At 37.8% G+C, this 16,300-nt stretch carries 15 protein-coding genes; 11 read left to right on the forward strand and 4 right to left on the reverse strand.

Annotated features, from left to right (window positions below; all coding sequences use genetic code 11):
- Positions 1-55 precede the first annotated feature (55 nt).
- Positions 56-1,540, reverse strand: coding sequence for an Asp-tRNA(Asn)/Glu-tRNA(Gln) amidotransferase subunit GatA (gene gatA / locus ME1_RS04845; RefSeq protein ID WP_004864045.1), 1,485 nt, complete (start codon positions 1,538-1,540; stop codon positions 56-58).
- 30 nt (positions 1,541-1,570) lie between these two features.
- Positions 1,571-1,867, reverse strand: coding sequence for an Asp-tRNA(Asn)/Glu-tRNA(Gln) amidotransferase subunit GatC (gene gatC / locus ME1_RS04850; RefSeq protein ID WP_004864048.1), 297 nt, complete (start codon positions 1,865-1,867; stop codon positions 1,571-1,573).
- Positions 1,868-2,013: 146 nt separating this feature from the next.
- Here gatC and ruvX point away from each other — a divergent pair, with 146 nt between their 5' ends.
- Entirely contained in the window at positions 2,014-2,493 is a 480-nt protein-coding gene (gene ruvX, locus ME1_RS04855) for a Holliday junction resolvase RuvX (RefSeq protein WP_004864051.1), read from the forward strand.
- Here ruvX and ME1_RS04860 read toward each other — a convergent pair.
- Positions 2,478-4,106: an acyl-CoA dehydrogenase family protein gene (locus ME1_RS04860; protein WP_004864053.1), complete on the reverse strand. Its 1,629-nt coding sequence runs from the start codon at positions 4,104-4,106 to the stop codon at positions 2,478-2,480. The two genes, ruvX and ME1_RS04860, sit on opposite strands and share 16 nt — an antisense overlap.
- A 127-nt stretch (positions 4,107-4,233) precedes the next feature.
- On the opposite strand from ME1_RS04860, the gene ME1_RS04865 reads away from it, so the two are divergent.
- Genes ME1_RS04865 through dprA form a run of 4 tightly spaced genes read left to right on the forward strand, consistent with a single transcriptional unit; the run spans position 4,234 to position 8,336 of the window.
- The gene (locus ME1_RS04865) at positions 4,234-5,199 is read left to right on the forward strand and encodes an aspartate carbamoyltransferase catalytic subunit (RefSeq protein WP_004864057.1); all 966 of its coding nucleotides are present in this window, start codon (positions 4,234-4,236) and stop codon (positions 5,197-5,199) included.
- Positions 5,196-6,500 carry a dihydroorotase gene (locus ME1_RS04870; protein WP_004864060.1) on the forward strand — a complete coding sequence of 435 codons (1,305 nt, stop codon included), beginning with the start codon at positions 5,196-5,198 and terminating at the stop codon, positions 6,498-6,500. Before ME1_RS04865 ends, ME1_RS04870 begins: the two co-directional genes overlap by 4 nt.
- Before the next feature lie 8 nt (positions 6,501-6,508).
- Positions 6,509-7,144: a glycerol-3-phosphate 1-O-acyltransferase PlsY gene (gene plsY / locus ME1_RS04875; RefSeq protein WP_004864062.1), complete on the forward strand. Its 636-nt coding sequence runs from the start codon at positions 6,509-6,511 to the stop codon at positions 7,142-7,144.
- A complete protein-coding gene (gene dprA / locus ME1_RS04880; RefSeq protein WP_004864065.1) occupies positions 7,119-8,336 on the forward strand; it encodes a DNA-processing protein DprA in 1,218 nt (405 codons plus the stop codon). Before plsY ends, dprA begins: the two co-directional genes overlap by 26 nt.
- Here dprA and ME1_RS07815 read toward each other — a convergent pair.
- Complete coding sequence (locus ME1_RS07815; protein WP_004864068.1) at positions 8,266-8,472, reverse strand: hypothetical protein; 207 nt, start codon at positions 8,470-8,472, stop codon at positions 8,266-8,268. The two genes, dprA and ME1_RS07815, sit on opposite strands and share 71 nt — an antisense overlap.
- A gap of 264 nt (positions 8,473-8,736) precedes the next feature.
- Between ME1_RS07815 and topA the strand changes: the two genes are divergently transcribed.
- The 6 genes from topA to ME1_RS04915 all read left to right on the forward strand — a co-directional run bounded on the left by topA (position 8,737) and on the right by ME1_RS04915 (position 16,263).
- Positions 8,737-11,298 carry a type I DNA topoisomerase gene (topA, locus tag ME1_RS04885; RefSeq protein WP_004864071.1) on the forward strand — a complete coding sequence of 854 codons (2,562 nt, stop codon included), beginning with the start codon at positions 8,737-8,739 and terminating at the stop codon, positions 11,296-11,298.
- Positions 11,299-11,301: 3 nt separating this feature from the next.
- Positions 11,302-13,584: a ribonuclease R gene (gene rnr / locus ME1_RS04890; RefSeq protein WP_004864072.1), complete on the forward strand. Its 2,283-nt coding sequence runs from the start codon at positions 11,302-11,304 to the stop codon at positions 13,582-13,584.
- 526 nt (positions 13,585-14,110) lie between these two features.
- The gene (rpmG, locus tag ME1_RS04900; protein WP_004864083.1) at positions 14,111-14,278 is read left to right on the forward strand and encodes a 50S ribosomal protein L33; all 168 of its coding nucleotides are present in this window, start codon (positions 14,111-14,113) and stop codon (positions 14,276-14,278) included.
- Positions 14,279-14,536: 258 nt separating this feature from the next.
- Positions 14,537-15,097, forward strand: coding sequence for a thermonuclease family protein (locus ME1_RS04905; RefSeq protein ID WP_004864086.1), 561 nt, complete (start codon positions 14,537-14,539; stop codon positions 15,095-15,097).
- A gap of 30 nt (positions 15,098-15,127) precedes the next feature.
- Complete coding sequence (locus ME1_RS04910) at positions 15,128-15,763, forward strand: uracil-DNA glycosylase family protein (protein ID WP_004864088.1); 636 nt, start codon at positions 15,128-15,130, stop codon at positions 15,761-15,763.
- A 17-nt stretch (positions 15,764-15,780) separates the two neighbouring features.
- A complete protein-coding gene (locus ME1_RS04915) occupies positions 15,781-16,263 on the forward strand; it encodes an Lrp/AsnC family transcriptional regulator (RefSeq protein ID WP_004864091.1) in 483 nt (160 codons plus the stop codon).
- Positions 16,264-16,300 lie beyond the last annotated feature (37 nt).

Consider the following 16,300-nt stretch of genomic DNA (forward strand, 5'->3'; position numbering starts at 1 on the left):
AAGAGTCACGCTTCTTTATAAAAAAACTCTTCATGAAACAAATGCTAATCTTTTGTCATGTCCACCATTTTTCTGCACTGAACACTCCGGCTGCTTGTTCTATAATGTGCGCTATCTGAAAAATAACTTCTTCAGCAAAAGGCTTACCAATCAATTGCAACCCTAGTGGTAAACCATTAGATGAAAGACCAGCAGGAACAGAAATGCCTGGTAAACCAGCCATATTTACTGGAACAGTAAAAATATCATTGAGGTACATTGCTACAGTATCATTTTTTATTTTTTTATCAGCAATGCCAAAAGCCGGTGTTGGTGTTGCAGGTGTGAGGATAGCATCAATACCTGAAGCAAAACATTGATCAAAATCACGCTTTACTAATGTTCGTACTTTTTGGGCTCTTAAATAATAAGCATCATAATAACCGGATGAGAGAACGTAAGTACCAATCAAAATACGCCGTTTGACTTCATCACCAAAACCAGCTGAACGGGTATTTTCATACATTTCAATGACGTCTTTTCCCGGTACGCGGAGACCAAAACGGACACCATCATAACGTGCTAAATTAGAAGACGCTTCTGCAGGAGCCACAATGTAGTAAGCGGGCAAAGCATATTTTGTATGAGGTAATGAAATATCGATTATTTCAACACCTGCGTCTTTTAACCAATCCATTCCTTTTTGCCAAAGCTCAACAATTTCAGGAGACATTCCTTCCATATGATATTCTTTCGGAATACCAATTTTCATTTCTTTAATTGATTGACCAAGATAACTTTCATAATCAGGAACTGGTAAATTAACAGAAGTGGAATCTTTTTCATCAAAAGAAGCCATTGATTTAAGCAAAATAGCACAATCGCGAACATCTCGTCCAATAGGACCAGCTTGATCAAGTGATGAGGCAAACGCAATAGTTCCCCACCGTGAACAACGCCCATAAGTTGGTTTAATTCCTACCGTTCCAGTGAATGCCGCTGGCTGACGTATTGAACCGCCTGTATCTGTAGCCGTTGCACCAGCACAAATCCGTGCTGCAACAGCAGCTGCAGAACCACCTGAAGAACCTCCCGGAACAAGCTTTTCATTGGAGTCCTTCTTTCTCCATGGATTAATAACTGGACCATAATATGATGTTTCATTGGAAGATCCCATAGCAAACTCATCCATATTAAGCTTACCTAACATAACGGCTCCATCTTGCCATAAATTAGCGGTCACAGTTGATTCATAGTGCGGTTTAAAACCATCAAGAATATGTGAACAAGCTTGCGTGTGAACACCATGTGTTGCAAAAAGATCCTTAATTCCCAGTGGAATTCCTTCTAAAATTCCCCCCTGCCCTCTATTTAATCGGCTCTCTGATTCAGCAGCCATTTTCCTTGCTTGTTCTGCTGTTACTGCTACATAAGCATTAAAAATTGGATTAGCCAATTCAATTGCTTTTAAATAAGCTTCCGTTAATTCAGTTGCTTTAAACTCTTTCTTTATGAGAGCATCTCGGGCTTGTGCAATTGTGAGAGTTGTTAAATCGGTCATATTGATTCTCAAGTTTTTAAAAGACAAAAATTACTCGACGACTTTTGAGACAAGAAAGAAATTTTCTTCCGTAACAGGTGCATTTGCTACAATGTCTGCTGCTATATCCCCATCTGTGACATTATCCTCACGCATTCGTAAAGCCATCGGCATCACAGATGTTAATGGTTCAATACCACTGACATCGACTTCACTCAATTGTTCTACAAAACCTAAAATGACATTGAGTTCTTTTGTCATACGTTCTGCTTCATCATCGTGGACAGCAATACGTGCTAAATGTGCTACTCGCTTGACTGTTTTCTTATCAACCTTATCCACAGACATACTCGCCTTTCTGCTTTTTTATTTTTATATTCATTTACTGGCTATACAAGGCTGCGGTTGCAAGCGCAAGAATATTGATAACACAAATAAAGAATATAAGTTAAGTATGGATCTGAAAAACTAAAAGGCTTAAATTATAAATCAATATGGCTATTATTAATATAAATGAAGTTATTACACATCTTTTACCTGGACAAACAATAGCAGGTTTAGATTTAGGCAAAAAAACTATCGGAATTGCAATTTCTGATAGGGGATTAACTTTTTCAAATCCGCGTCCTGTACTGCAACGAAAAAAATTTATGGAAGACGCTCACACACTTATAAAAATTTTTGATCGTGAAAACGTGGGGGCTATTATCATTGGTTTGCCTCTTAATATGAATGGAAGCAGCGGCCCTCGCGCTCAAGCAACAAGAACTTTTGTAAGCAATATGAAAGCATATACGGACATTCCATTTGTTTTTTGGGATGAACGCTTATCAACAATTGCTGCAGAACGCTCTCTTTTAGAAATGGACGTATCACGTGCTAAAAGAGCAACCCGAATTGATTCGGCCGCTGCCGCTTTCATATTGCAAGGTGCTCTCAATAGGATTAAAAACTTTCATCATATGGAAGGATAGAGAACATTTAACAAATGTCCTGCATTATATCGTGCAATGAGCATTCCATAGGATGCTCTCCATTGTCCACCAAGGCGGCTTTCCATATAGGCATTTGCCACATGCTCTATATCTGTAGAATGTAACGATGCAGCAGCTGCTGCATACGCTACTTGTTCCACAAAAAATCTTCCTGCTCCCTCATTTGCCGATGCCATCTCTACAGCAGACTTAATAATTTCAATTGTCCGTGGACCCGCTGGTCCAATATCAACAGCAATTTTTTCTAACAATTTCTGAAATAATCCCGGTGCTTTTTTAGCAATGAGAATTGCATCCTTTACCAATTGATTAGCAGAATTATTTCTCACAATCCGTGCAGGGGCATTACACAACATTTGTGATAATGGATTGCCCTCTATAAAGCTTTCGATACCAAGTTGTGCAATAATTTCGCCAATAATAGGTATAACTAATTGGCTTACGTGATAAGAAATAATAGGAGTCATAATCCGTGCAAAAGCTGCTTCAGAGCGATCATTTGCAGCATTGTCAAATGCGCGTGCTAAACGTAGAACTAATGCTTGTGCCGCTGCAATATCCAGTGCAATATCTGCAAAAATACGTTCTGTCAGTGGGGGCAAAGGCTGATCTGGCATTTTTTGCCGAAAAAAATCTATACCAAATTGAAGTGCAGCCCGCAAAACACCTGCCGACACGACAGATTGATCAAAACGCATCATCGTTTCGATATCCTTAATGACTTTAAGCCCTTCTCCAACATTTCCCAAAAGCCAACCATAACAGCCCTGAAAATCAACAACACCTTCTGGCGTTAGAGATTCTCCAGAACGCTGCAGCAAATGACGAATGGATATAACACCATTTAATGTACCATTTTCTTGCATACGTGGAACTAAAAAGCAGCTTAAATGGCCATCTAATTCTGCACTAACAAGATATCCATCAACTATAGGATTAATAACATTGGTTTTTGAAATATTTAAACGATACAGATCACGTCCAACTTTTTCATCAAAAGAAATTTTTTTAACAGTTGGGAAATTAAAAGAATATTTTTCACGTTGTTCAACATCATCAAAAGCATAGGTAAGTGAAGCCGCTTTTTTACTACTAATAGGCTTGGACGATAGATCATATTGGCGTGATAAGAGAACATTTTGCCATTTTCCGAAGAGCTCAACATCACTAATTAAAACTGCTATAGCCGCACTTGTTATAATAACTTCATTCAAATGCCCTGTTTCTAAACTAGCTGATAAAGCCAAACGAATAGCACGCGCTTGATAGCGTACCCCATTTTCTGAGGTGGTATTTTCCCAAAGTGAAGTAACCAAACCAGCTTGTCTAGAGTATTGTTGAAGAGCTTGATAAGAAGAATGTATCTCTAACTTTTCTGTTGGCTGCCCCCACTCATCATTATAGTGCAATACTGGTCGATAACGATTCGCTAAAGAAGAAAGCTCCCATGCTTCACGACTTGCTACAAAATCTCCTATTTCTTCAAAACTTGCTAATAAAAACTTAGGTAAAGTAGAAGCAACACGAAACATAAGCGTATCACTGAGAAACGCATTTTTTTTGCGGACATTTTGCGCAGACACAGTACTCATAGGTATATTCCTATATTCAAATCATTCACATCATAGACTATTTGTCGTTTTGCAGTTAAAAAACATTTACTATATTCAAACAAAAATGCTTGTTTAATTTGTTTAGAGAGAGATAGAAAAGAATGCTATGACTCAAAATACTTTTTTTCCCCTTTTCCCCCACCAACATCTTTTAGGCATTAAAGGTTTGCGTGCGCAAGACCTTACTACATTGCTTGATCGTGCAAATGCAAATGTTAACCTCTCTCAAAAAATTGATAAAACAAAATCTATATTATATGGGCGTACTCAAATTAATCTTTTCTTTGAAGCCTCCACGCGCACACAATCCTCTTTCGAATTAGCTGGCAAACGGCTAGGAGCAAACGTGATGAGTATGGCTATTGGCAACTCATCTGTAAAAAAAGGGGAAACATTGATTGATACAGCCACAACCCTCAATGCGATGAAACCAGATATACTCGTCATTCGCCATAGTTGTGCTGGAGCAACTGCTTTGTTAGCACAAAAAGTGGATTGTTGTGTCATTAATGCTGGTGATGGAGCCCACGAACATCCTACACAAGCTTTATTAGATGCTCTTACTATTAAAAGAACAAAAGGCCGCATTGAAGGATTAACTGTTGCAATTTGCGGAGATATTTTGCATTCACGTGTTGCGCGTTCTAATATCCTCAGTCTCAATGCTTTGGGAGCTCGGGTTCGTGTCGTCGCACCTTCAACGCTCTTGCCTATAGGAATTGCCGATATGAGTGTTGAAGTTTTTAACACGATGAAAGAAGGTCTTAAAGGTGCTGATGTCATCATGATGTTACGCTTACAACATGAACGCATGACAGGTTCTTTTATTCCTTCTATTCGTGAATATTTTCATTATTTCGGCTTACATAAAGAAAATTTGGCTTACGCCAAAAGTGATTGCATTGTTCTGCATCCTGGCCCAATAAATCGTGGTGTAGAAATTGCATCTGACATAGCAGATGGACCACAAAGTATGATTCATACACAAGTAGAAATGGGAATCGCTGTGCGTATGGCTGTCATGGAGGCTTTATTGGATTCACGCCTTAAAGCAAATGGAGAAAAAAAATGACAAAGCCAATTGTTTTTCAAAATGCCCGTATTATTGACCCTTCACGTACAATCGATGAAATTGGCACTGTTATTGTTGAAAACGGACTGATTACAGCTGCTGGAAAAGAAGCTTTGAATCAAGGAGTTCCCGAGGGAGCAGAAATTATTAATGCTCAAAACAAAACAATTCTACCCGGACTTGTTGATGCGCGTGTTTTTGTCGGAGAACCAGGAAATGAACGTCGTGAAACAATTGCGTCGGCAAGCCAATCAGCAGCGGCAGGTGGTATTACGTCTTTCCTTATGATGCCAGATACACATCCAATTATCGATAATGTAGCGCTGGTTAAATTCATTAAACATACAGCACAAGAAATGTCATCGGTTAATATTCATCCCGTTGCAGCGATCACTCAAGGTTTTCAGGGACAAGAAATAACCGAATTTGGCCTGCTAAAAGATGCAGGGGCAGTTGCCTTTTGTGAAGGAAAAAAAACACTCCAAAATTCATCTGTTATGCGGCGTGCAATGACGTATGCACGTGACTTCGATGTTATATTGATGCACGAAACACAAGATAAGGATCTCTCAGAACAAGGCGTTATCAATGAAGGACTTCTAGCAAGCTGGCTCGGTCTTTCTGGAATCCCTCGTGAAGCAGAAGTCATCCCACTTGAAAGAGATTTATACTTAGCCGCATTAACACAAACACGCTATCATGCAGCGCAAATATCGACAGCTCTCTCTGTTGATGCTCTTCGCTTAGGAAAACAACGAAGTGAGAAAATTTCAGCCGGTGTATCCATTCATCACTTGTCTCTTAATGAAAATGATATTGGTGAATATCATACCTCTTTCCGTTTTATGCCTCCATTGCGTACAGAAGAAGATCGTAGAGCAATGATTGAAGCAATAAAAGATGGGACAGTGGATATTATTGTCTCTTCCCATGATCCTCAGAGTCCTGACACAAAACATTTACCATTTAATGAGGCAGCTGCTGGCGCCATTGGTATGGAAATCTTATTGAGTGCTGCTTTACGCCTTTATCATGATGAAAGTATCTCTCTTTTACGACTCACTGAACTTTTGTCAACGGCACCAGCAAAACTCTTTGGCCTCAATGCAGGAACACTCAAAAAAGGTGCTTATGCAGATCTCATTTTGCTTGATCTGCATGAACCATGGGTAGTTTCTACAGAAAAGTTGTATTCACGTTCAAAAAATACACCTTTTGAAAATGCACATTTCCAAGGACGTGTTCTTGAAACATTTGTTAAAGGGCAATCAATTTTTAAAGTCGATCAACAAAAGAAATGAGATTTTTCATGAATGAAGGTGAAATATTTTTTCAATTTTGTACATGGTTTGTTTTTCTGTTGTCTTATCTGATTGGTTCTATCCCGTTTGGTCTACTTTTTACGCGTTTGGCTAAACTTGGCGATATAAGAACTATTGGTTCTGGAAATATTGGAGCTACAAATGTTTTACGCACAGGGAATAAAAAAGTTGCAGCCTTCACACTTACTTGCGATATATTGAAGGGAACTATTGTTGTTCTTGTAATAAAATTTTTAAGTAATCCAATAGAAAAGAGTGTTGTTGTTTCACTGGTTGGTTTTTTTGCCTTCTTGGGACATCTTTTTCCCATATGGCTTAAGTTTAAAGGTGGCAAAGGTGTTGCTACCTATCTGGGTATATGCTTAGGTATCTACTGGCCAGCAGCTATTGTTTTCATTGTTGTATGGATGGCGATTTTTCTACTCACACGCTACTCTTCATTATCCGCACTCATTGCTGTAGTTATCACTCCAATCTTTTTCTATTTTTTCTATCCTTATTCCTATGAGCATTGTATGCTGCTGTCTATGAGCATATTGGTGATTATAAAACATCACGCAAATGTCGGTAGATTATTAATTGGGAAAGAAAGCAAGATTGGCACACAAAACGGGGATAAATAAAGGAATCTTGCTCACGGATCGTCAACGACTAAATTGGTTACGGTTGTTGCGGAGTGAAAATATTGGAGCAGTGAGTTTTCGCAATCTCATTGATCATTATAAAACAGCAGAAAATGCTTTAGCTGCACTTCCTGAACTTAGTAGAAAAGGTGGACTTTCTGCATCTTCTCTTCGGATAACAACAATAGAAGATGCAGAAAAAGAAATGCAAGAAGCCGAAAGGTTAGGTATTCGCTTTATCGGTGTAGGAGAACCAGATTATCCAGTCTTTCTTAAAGTAATAGAAGCATCACCACCGCTTATTGCCATAAAAGGCAATGTATCAGCTTTTCAGACGCCTTCTGTTGGAATTGTGGGATCTCGAAATGCCTCAGCGGCCGGTAAAAAACTTGCCTCTCAATTTGCTCATTTTCTTGGTGATGCTGGCTTTACAACAATTTCTGGACTCGCTCGTGGAATTGATAGCATCGTACATCAAGCAAGCTTATTAACAGGCACAATAGCGGTAATGGCTGGTGGAATTGATCACATCTATCCTCCGGAAAACAAAAAATTGTACGAGGATATTATTGCTAACGGTGGAGCTATCATCAGTGAAATGCCTATTGCTTGGAAACCGCGTGCTATCGATTTTCCAAGAAGAAACCGTATTATTGCTGCTTTATCACTTGGACTTTTGGTTGTAGAAGCTGCCACACGATCAGGCTCCTTAATTACCGCACGTCAAGCGGCTGAAATGGGACGATTGATCTTTGCCATTCCAGGCTCTCCACTTGATCCAAGATCTATTGGTACAAACAATCTTATCAAAGATGGCGCGTTACTCACCACACATCCTTCTGACATCATAGAAGCACTTACACCATTAACCCCAACTCCCACACATTCTCAACTCAATTTTTTTGAGGAATCAGCTTCTCTGCAATTCGAAAAGGAAAGTTTTCATTCACCTGATGAAAAAGCCTACAGTCCCTCTCCACTTGGAGATGATGAAGAACGCACAGCTGTTCTCTCCGCCCTTTCAACAACTCCAATCGATTTAGACACACTCAGCACCCATTCAGGTGTTTCACTCCCAAATCTTTATCTCTTGCTGGTGGAGCTCGAGCTTGCTGGAAAGCTTATTCGACACTCTGGTGGTTATGTGTCATTGGCGCATTCGGATCTTCTCCAAGAGCCTCAGCACTATTAATAATGCTTTGACCTTCTTTGGCAACCATATCCAAAAGCAATGCTAAAAGTGGGCTATGCGCTTGACGCGCCATCTGATTCATTTGCTGTGACATATCTGTAATATATTGGATAACTTTTAAATGATTTATAAACATAATCTTCTATCCTTGAGTATTTCCCCTCCTACTTCTCAATAGACGTTATCTGAGTACTTCGCCGTATGTTGTTGTATTAACAGTGGAAAATAAATCGTGTAATTCTATATAGTGTGTATTTTAATAATAACAATTACAAGTTGTACAATATTAATGTTTTTTATATGGCTAATGTTTTTTATGTGCTCTTAATAAATTGCCATTAGCTATTCCCATGAAAGGGGTTTATAAGAAAGATTTTTATTTCAACATTCGGGTAAAATTATGAATATCGTTATCGTTGAATCTCCAGCAAAAGCAAAAACAATTAATAAGTATCTTGGATCTCAATACAAAGTCGTCGCATCATTTGGACATGTTCGTGATTTACCTGCAAAAGATGGCTCCGTTTTACCCGATCAAGATTTTTCTATGAAATGGAGTGTAGATTCTGCTGCCACTAAGCGCTTAAATGAAATAGCAAAAGCAGTTAAAGAGGCTGATAGTCTCATTTTAGCAACGGACCCTGATCGTGAAGGGGAAGCCATTTCATGGCACATTCTGGATATTCTTCGTCAAAAAAAAGTTTTAAAGGATAAACCTGTCAAACGGGTTGTGTTCAATGCCATTACCAAAAAGTCTGTGCTTGATGCCATGAGCAATCCGCGTGATATTGATACATCACTCGTAGATGCATATCTTGCACGTCGTGCTCTTGACTATCTTGTTGGTTTTACACTTTCCCCTGTTTTGTGGCGTAAACTTCCCGGTGCACGTTCAGCTGGTCGCGTTCAATCCGTTGCTTTGCGTATTATTTGTGATCGTGAGTCAGAAATAGAACATTTTATCAAAGAAGATTATTGGTCTATTACAACAAACTTAAAAACCATTCGAAATGATGATTTCCAAGCAAGATTAACAATGTTTAATCAAAAAAAGATTGGCAAACTTGACATTCAATCTCAAGAACAAGCAGATCAAATTCGCCTTATGTTGGAGGGAGCAAAATATCGTACACTCAGTGTTGAAGCAAAACCAACGAAGAGAAATCCTTCTCCTCCATTTACAACATCTACTTTACAGCAAGCGGCCTCTTCAAAATTAGGTTTTTCAGCCTCTCGCACCATGCAAGTTGCTCAAAAACTTTATGAAGGTGTTGAAATGAATGGTGAAATGGCAGGGCTTATTACCTATATGCGTACCGATGGTGTACAAATAGCACCAGAAGCCATTGAATCAGCACGAAAAGTGATTCATGAAACTTTTGGTAAAGACTATATCCCTGAAAAACCACGCTTTTATTCAACAAAAGCAAAAAATGCCCAAGAAGCGCATGAAGCTATCCGCCCAACAGATTTTCAACGCTCTCCCGATCAAGTCCGAAATTTTCTCGATAGCGATCAAGCAAAACTCTATGAGCTGATATGGAAGCGCGCTATTGCTAGCCAAATGTGTTCTGCTGAGATTGAACGTACAACTGTTGAAATTGAAGCACTGAAAGAAGAAAACTACGCAAATTTACGTGCAACAGGCTCTGTTATTCGTTTTGATGGCTTTATTTCTGTCTACACTGATCAACGAGAAGAAGAAAACAGTGAAGAAAATGAAACAACACGTTTGCCACAAATTAACGCAGGAGAATCGCTTACAAAAGAAAAAGTCGAAGCTATACAACATAGCACAGAGCCACCTCCCCGTTATTCTGAAGCTTCCCTCATTAAAAAGCTTGAAGAACTAGGAATTGGTCGACCTTCAACCTATGCATCTACATTGTCCACACTTTGTGATCGTGGATATATTGCCATTGATAAACGAAAGCTTATCCCTGATGCGAAAGGACGTATTGTTACAGCCTTTCTTGAAAATTTCTTTAATCGCTATGTAGAGTATGGCTTCACAGCAGATCTTGAAGAAAAATTGGATCTTATATCGGATGGAAAACTTTCTTGGAAAGATGTAATGCGTGATTTTTGGGATGAGTTTAATGCATCTATTATCAATATAAAAGAACTCCGTATAACCAATGTTCTTGACGTTTTAAACGTGACATTAGCACCTCTCGCCTTTCCACTCCGTGAAGATGGAAGTGATGTCCGTTCTTGTCCGCTTTGTACAAACGGTCAGTTATCCTTAAAGTTAGGGCGTTATGGTGCATTTGTTGGCTGCTCTAATTATCCCGAATGCAAATATACCCGCCAACTTGGAACAGAGACAGGAGAAGAGAATGATACCATGCGTAATGATGAACCCCTTATGCTTGGTATCGATCCTAAAACAGGACAAGATATCTCTCTTCGCAATGGTCGTTTTGGCCCATATATTCAACTGGGTGAAAGCAAAGAAGCTAAGCGTGTAGGGCTACCAAAAGAATGGAAAGCAGAAAATATAACCCTTGATAAAGCCTTGGCCTTAATATCTTTGCCCCGTGAAATTGGCATTCATCCTGAAACAGGAAAAATGATTACAGCCACTATTGGACGCTATGGTCCCTACCTGTCACATGATGGAAAGTCTGCTCCTCTTCTTCAAGCAGATGAAGTTTTTGATATTGGTATTAATCGCGCTGTTACAGTGCTTGCTGAAAAACAAGGAAATAAAACAACGCGCAGCAGAACAACACCAACAGCACTCGCAACATTAGGAAATCATCCAGATGGGGGAACAGTCACTGTGCGCAATGGACGTTACGGTCCATACGTTAATTGGGGCAAAATTAATGCAACATTGCCAAAAGATAAAGATCCAATTAGTGTAACACTTTCAGAAGCATTAGAACTTATATCAGCTAAAGCATCCGGAAAAAAAACAACTTCAAAAAGAGCTTCTTCTTCAAAAAAAGAGACATAAATCTTGGCTAAAGGTGAAAAAAAAACAAAATACTTCCACTTATTTAATATGGAACGGCTGCCTAACAAAGCAGAAATTCTTTCCTTTATTAATGAGAATCCTCATCTCACAAATAAACGTGAAATTGCCAAAGCCTTTAACTTAAAAGGCAATTCTCGTATCTGGTCAAGAGATATCTCACGTGAGTTAAAAGATCAAAATCTTATATCAAAACAGCGTAAAAAGGGAATAAATAGAGAGAAGTTACCACCGGTTGCTGTCGTAAAAATTAGCGGGCGTGATGAAGATGGCGATTTTATTGCACAACCTCTTGAATGGGAAGGGGATACAAAACCAAATGTCGAAATACGTTCTTTCCCTCGCATAAAAGGAGAAAGTATTGGTGTTGGAGATCATATTCTTGTAAAAATTTTTCGAAATAAAACTCCTCAAAGTGCTTCTTATACAGGACGTATTATTCGTAAAATTGATGTATCACCAAAGACTACATTTGGCGTTGTACGAAAATTAAAAGCTGATCAATGGCTACTTGATCCTATAGATCGCAAAACAAATGAACTCATTATTGATACCTCTGAACCATCTTCAAAGATGAAGATAGAATCCGGCGACCTTGTTGAAGTTGAAATTAAAAAAAATACTGGTTATGGATTGAAAAGCGCACAAATAAAAAACGTTTTAGGACGCATTGAGAGTGAAAAAACACTACCAATGATCGCACTTCTTTCCAAAGGAATTCCCTATATTTTTCCTGAAGAGGTCCTTGAGCAAGTAAAACATATAAAACCTGCCAACATAGAAAATCGCGAAGATTGGCGACAATTGCCACTTGTTACAATTGATCCTCCAGATGCAAAAGACCATGATGATGCTGTTTATGCAACAAAGGATAAAGACCCTGAAAATCGTGGTGGCTGGATTATTGTCGTCGCAATTGCAGATGTTTCTTACTATATAAAAACGGGAAGTGCTTTAGATAAAGAAGCTTTAAAACGGGGAAATTCTATTTATTTCCCTGATCACGTTGTGCCAATGCTACCAGAACAAATTTCTAATAATTTATGTTCTTTACGTGAAGGAAAAGAAAGACCAGCTTTAGCTGTTCGTATGATTTTTGATGCAAAAGGTCATAAACTAAGACATAGTTTTCATCGAATTATGATGCGTGTAATAGCGAAACTCTCTTATCAAGAAGTACAATTAGCCATTGAGGGAAAGATAACTAAAAAAACTACTCCTCTTATAGAAAATGTCTTGCAACCATTATGGCAAGCTTATGAGTGTCTAAAAATCGCACGAAATCGCCGACAACCTCTGGAATTAGAAATAGCAGAAAAAAAGATTATTCTTGATCAAGATGGATGCATCAAAGATGTTGTAAATGAATCACATCTAGAAGCACATCGTTTGATTGAAGAATTCATGATACAAGCAAATATTTCCGCTTCTGAAACATTAAAAGAACATCATCAACCTCTCATTTATCGTATCCACGATAAACCCTCTCTTGCAAAGCAAGAAATACTGCGGACTTTTCTTCAAAGTTTAGGCATATCACTCTCTCGAGGTGTAGAGCTTACGTCAGCACGCCTTAATAGCATTTTAGCAAAAGTCATGAATACCCAACATGAAGAATTGGTCAATCAGGTTATTTTGCGCACACAATCTCAAGCCGAGTATAATCCTAAAAATATCGGCCATTTTGGTTTGAACTTACATAACTATACACATTTTACATCCCCAATCCGTCGTTATGCTGATCTTATTATTCATCGTGCACTCATTAAAGCCCTAAAACTAGGGAATGACCAATTAACAGACATACAAGAAGAAAATCTTACAGAAATCGCCACACAAATTTCTCTCTATGAGCGCCGTGCAATGATAGCTGAAAGAGAAACTATTGATAGACTTGTCGCACATTATTTAAGCAACAAAATCGGACGCACTTTTACAGGCCGTGTTTCGGGAGTCACAAAAGCAGGTCTTTTTATCTCACTGGATAAACTCAATACGGATGGTTTTGTGCCTATTTCTACTCTTAAAAATGATTATTATCATTTTGATGAAGTACAGCATATTCTTATAGGAAAGCGTAACCGCAAAGGCTATCAACTCAGTGATAGAGTAGAAGTGAAGCTGATAACAGTACAGCCTTTTGCTGGTGCTTTATGCTTTGAGCTCTTAACAGAGCCTCGTCCAATAGCCTTTTCATCTACATCCTACTATAAGAGCAAATTCATAACAAAAAAACGAAAACAAAGTTTTTATGGAAAAAAATATTAACTAAACATAAAAATAATAATAAAAGAGCAATATAGAGATTATTAAAAAAAATCCAAATGAGAATGTTATCCCTTATAGCACATGGGCTGCACTCTTTTTAGGCTTTAGTTGGAACTTTTATGGTTCCGTAGATAAAAAACACCAATGGCTTTGACATTGGCTCTCTTTCCCTCAGAGGTAATTTTAAATCTTTATACAATCGGGCTTGCATATCTCATTGGATACATCTCAAAGAACATAAACTTACTCCTACTCATTGTGCTTTTTTGTTATGGAACAAATATGCTTATGGATCTAACAGTTCGAACAGAGCATGAGATATCTTTAAACCATTTGAGTTTTAGCAGCAGTGGTTTGTTTTTGGGGATTAAGTATTATTTTAATGCTTGTACAATGCATGAAGAAATTAATCAGCTCTTGACTTTTTTTAGAACATCCGTAGTGTTGCCACGAAATCTGATTACATAAGAAATAGATTTTGATAGCAAGATAATATCGTTTTCAGTATAAATAGGATTCTTAAATTATGGCTAAGGCAGCAACCATTAAGATTAAGCTTTTATCAACTGCAGATACTGGTTTTTTCTATGTCACAAAGAAAAACAGCCGTACAATGACTGACAAAATGAGTAAACGTAAATATGATCCAGTTGTAAAAAAGCACGTAGAATTTAAAGAAACAAAAATTAAATAGTTGGATTCTACCACTTAACTAGTGAATTCTATAACTGAAGGCCAATACAATTTCATTCCTCTTCAAAATTATTCTTTTGAGGGGTGTTTTTGTTTTTTTCATTTAAATAAATAGTATATTTGTAATTTGCACGTTATATGGTCTTGTATAGGTTGACTTATTTTCTGGTTGCCTATTTTTATTATAGTCGAAATTTTTGTAAAATTATAAGTGCTTCTCATTCAATCAAACATGTTATAATGGCAGTTTCTTTATTTCATGAAAAAAAATTACCATTTTAATTCAAGAGGCTTTCATTTAAAGTTTATCGGTTTTAGTTTTCTCGTCGCTTCTATCTTTCTTATCATTATAACGATTTATTTTAAGCATACTCAAACACTCTCTCAAAAAGCAAATTCTTCTTCTAAAGCATTTGTCGAAGGTCATGCCTCTATTATTGATGGTGATTCAATCATGATTTCCTCTGTCACGATTCGGCTTGCAGGAATTGATGCTCCTGAACTCCACCAATTCTGTGGTAAAAAAGATGCACGCTATCCCTGTGGACTTGAGGCCAAAAAATACTTAGAACAACTCATAGCAAATCAGCCTGTTAGATGTCATTGGCATAAAAAAGATAAATATCGCCGTATCCTTGCAACGTGTAAAACAAAACAAATTAGCAATATCAACGCAACACTTGTACGCAATGGATGGGCTATCAGCTACTATAACTATCCAGAAGAAGAGAAAAAAGCCAAAAAGACAAAAAAAGGGATGTGGCAATCAACTTTCCAACGACCAAAAGAATGGCGAAAAGTTCATCCTCGAACAGAATAAGAAAAATACTCTTTAACCTTCTATCAGCCAATGAAGAAACCACACTGTAATCCAATTATTGAACTTGAAAAGGAAATTTATTCCTGTCGTGTTTGTATCCAATATCCTCATTATCTCCCTCCTCTTCCTCATGAACCAAAACCGGTCGTTTATTTATCTGATACAGCTTCTATTGCAATCGCAGGTCAAGCACCAGGATTGCGTGTACATGAAACTTCTATCCCTTTTAATGATCGTTCTGGTGAAAGATTGCGTAATTGGCTCAACGTAACAAAGGAAGAATTTTATAATAGATCTCATTTTGCTATTGTTCCTATGGGCTTTTGCTTTCCAGGCTATGACCAAAATAAATCTGATTTGCCCCCAAGACGTGAATGTCGTGAAATATGGCATGAAAAAATATTTCAAGCGATGCCACAAATAAAGCTTGTCCTTGCTATTGGAAGTTATGCACAAAAGTGGCATATTACTGAGTTAAGACATAAAACTGTTTCAGCAACCGTCAGTGATTGGAGAAATATTCTTTCCATACGTCAACCTCGAGGTTATAATGTCATGCCTTTACCTCACCCATCATGGCGAAACACTTCTTGGTTACAGAAAAACTCATGGTTTAACGAAGAGCTTATTGTGTACCTACAGAGTTTAATACGTAAATTTTTATAAACTGAATCGAGAAAAATATGGATCGCCTTGATCGAAAAATTTTATATCTTTTACAAGAAAATGCAACACTTTCTGTCGCTGACATTGCTAAAAGAATTGGACTTTCAACCACTCCTTGCTGGCGTAGAATCCAAAAACTTGAAGAAGATGGTGTTATTCAGCGTCGTGTTGCTGTTCTTTCTCCAGAAAAAGTAAACGCACACGTTACTGTTTTTGTTTCCATTCGTACAAATACACACAGCCATGAATGGTTTAAGCGTTTTTCAAAAATTGTCCGAGAATTCCGTGAAGTAATCGAATTTTATCGAATGAGCGGAGATATTGACTATTTATTACGTGTTGTCGTTCCTAATATTGAAGCTTATGATCTTTTTTATAAAAAATTAATTGCTAAAATTGATATTCGTGATGTCTCATCTTCTTTTGCAATGGAACAAATTAAATATACAACAGAACTTCCACTCAGTTATATAAAATTGCAAGAAAAAACAAGCGAATAAAGTTCTTACAAGCTTCTTTCAATACACTATTACCCTA

The organism is Bartonella vinsonii subsp. arupensis OK-94-513, assembly GCF_000278235.1.
GTDB lineage: Bacteria > Pseudomonadota > Alphaproteobacteria > Rhizobiales > Rhizobiaceae > Bartonella > Bartonella arupensis.

Bases quoted from the DNA above. Each gene is read 5' to 3' on its own strand.
- gatA (WP_004864045.1), bottom strand. From the start codon at position 1,540: ATGACCGATTTAACAACTCTCACAATTGCACAAGCCCGAGATGCTCTC.
- gatC (WP_004864048.1), bottom strand. From the start codon at position 1,867: ATGTCTGTGGATAAGGTTGATAAGAAAACAGTCAAGCGAGTAGCACAT.
- ruvX (WP_004864051.1), top strand. From the start codon at position 2,014: ATGGCTATTATTAATATAAATGAAGTTATTACACATCTTTTACCTGGA.
- ME1_RS04860 (WP_004864053.1), bottom strand. From the start codon at position 4,106: ATGAGTACTGTGTCTGCGCAAAATGTCCGCAAAAAAAATGCGTTTCTC.
- ME1_RS04865 (WP_004864057.1), top strand. From the start codon at position 4,234: ATGACTCAAAATACTTTTTTTCCCCTTTTCCCCCACCAACATCTTTTA.
- ME1_RS04870 (WP_004864060.1), top strand. From the start codon at position 5,196: ATGACAAAGCCAATTGTTTTTCAAAATGCCCGTATTATTGACCCTTCA.
- plsY (WP_004864062.1), top strand. From the start codon at position 6,509: ATGAATGAAGGTGAAATATTTTTTCAATTTTGTACATGGTTTGTTTTT.
- ME1_RS07815 (WP_004864068.1), bottom strand. From the start codon at position 8,472: ATGTTTATAAATCATTTAAAAGTTATCCAATATATTACAGATATGTCA.
- topA (WP_004864071.1), top strand. From the start codon at position 8,737: ATGAATATCGTTATCGTTGAATCTCCAGCAAAAGCAAAAACAATTAAT.
- rpmG (WP_004864083.1), top strand. From the start codon at position 14,111: ATGGCTAAGGCAGCAACCATTAAGATTAAGCTTTTATCAACTGCAGAT.
- ME1_RS04905 (WP_004864086.1), top strand. From the start codon at position 14,537: ATGAAAAAAAATTACCATTTTAATTCAAGAGGCTTTCATTTAAAGTTT.
- ME1_RS04910 (WP_004864088.1), top strand. From the start codon at position 15,128: ATGAAGAAACCACACTGTAATCCAATTATTGAACTTGAAAAGGAAATT.
- ME1_RS04915 (WP_004864091.1), top strand. From the start codon at position 15,781: ATGGATCGCCTTGATCGAAAAATTTTATATCTTTTACAAGAAAATGCA.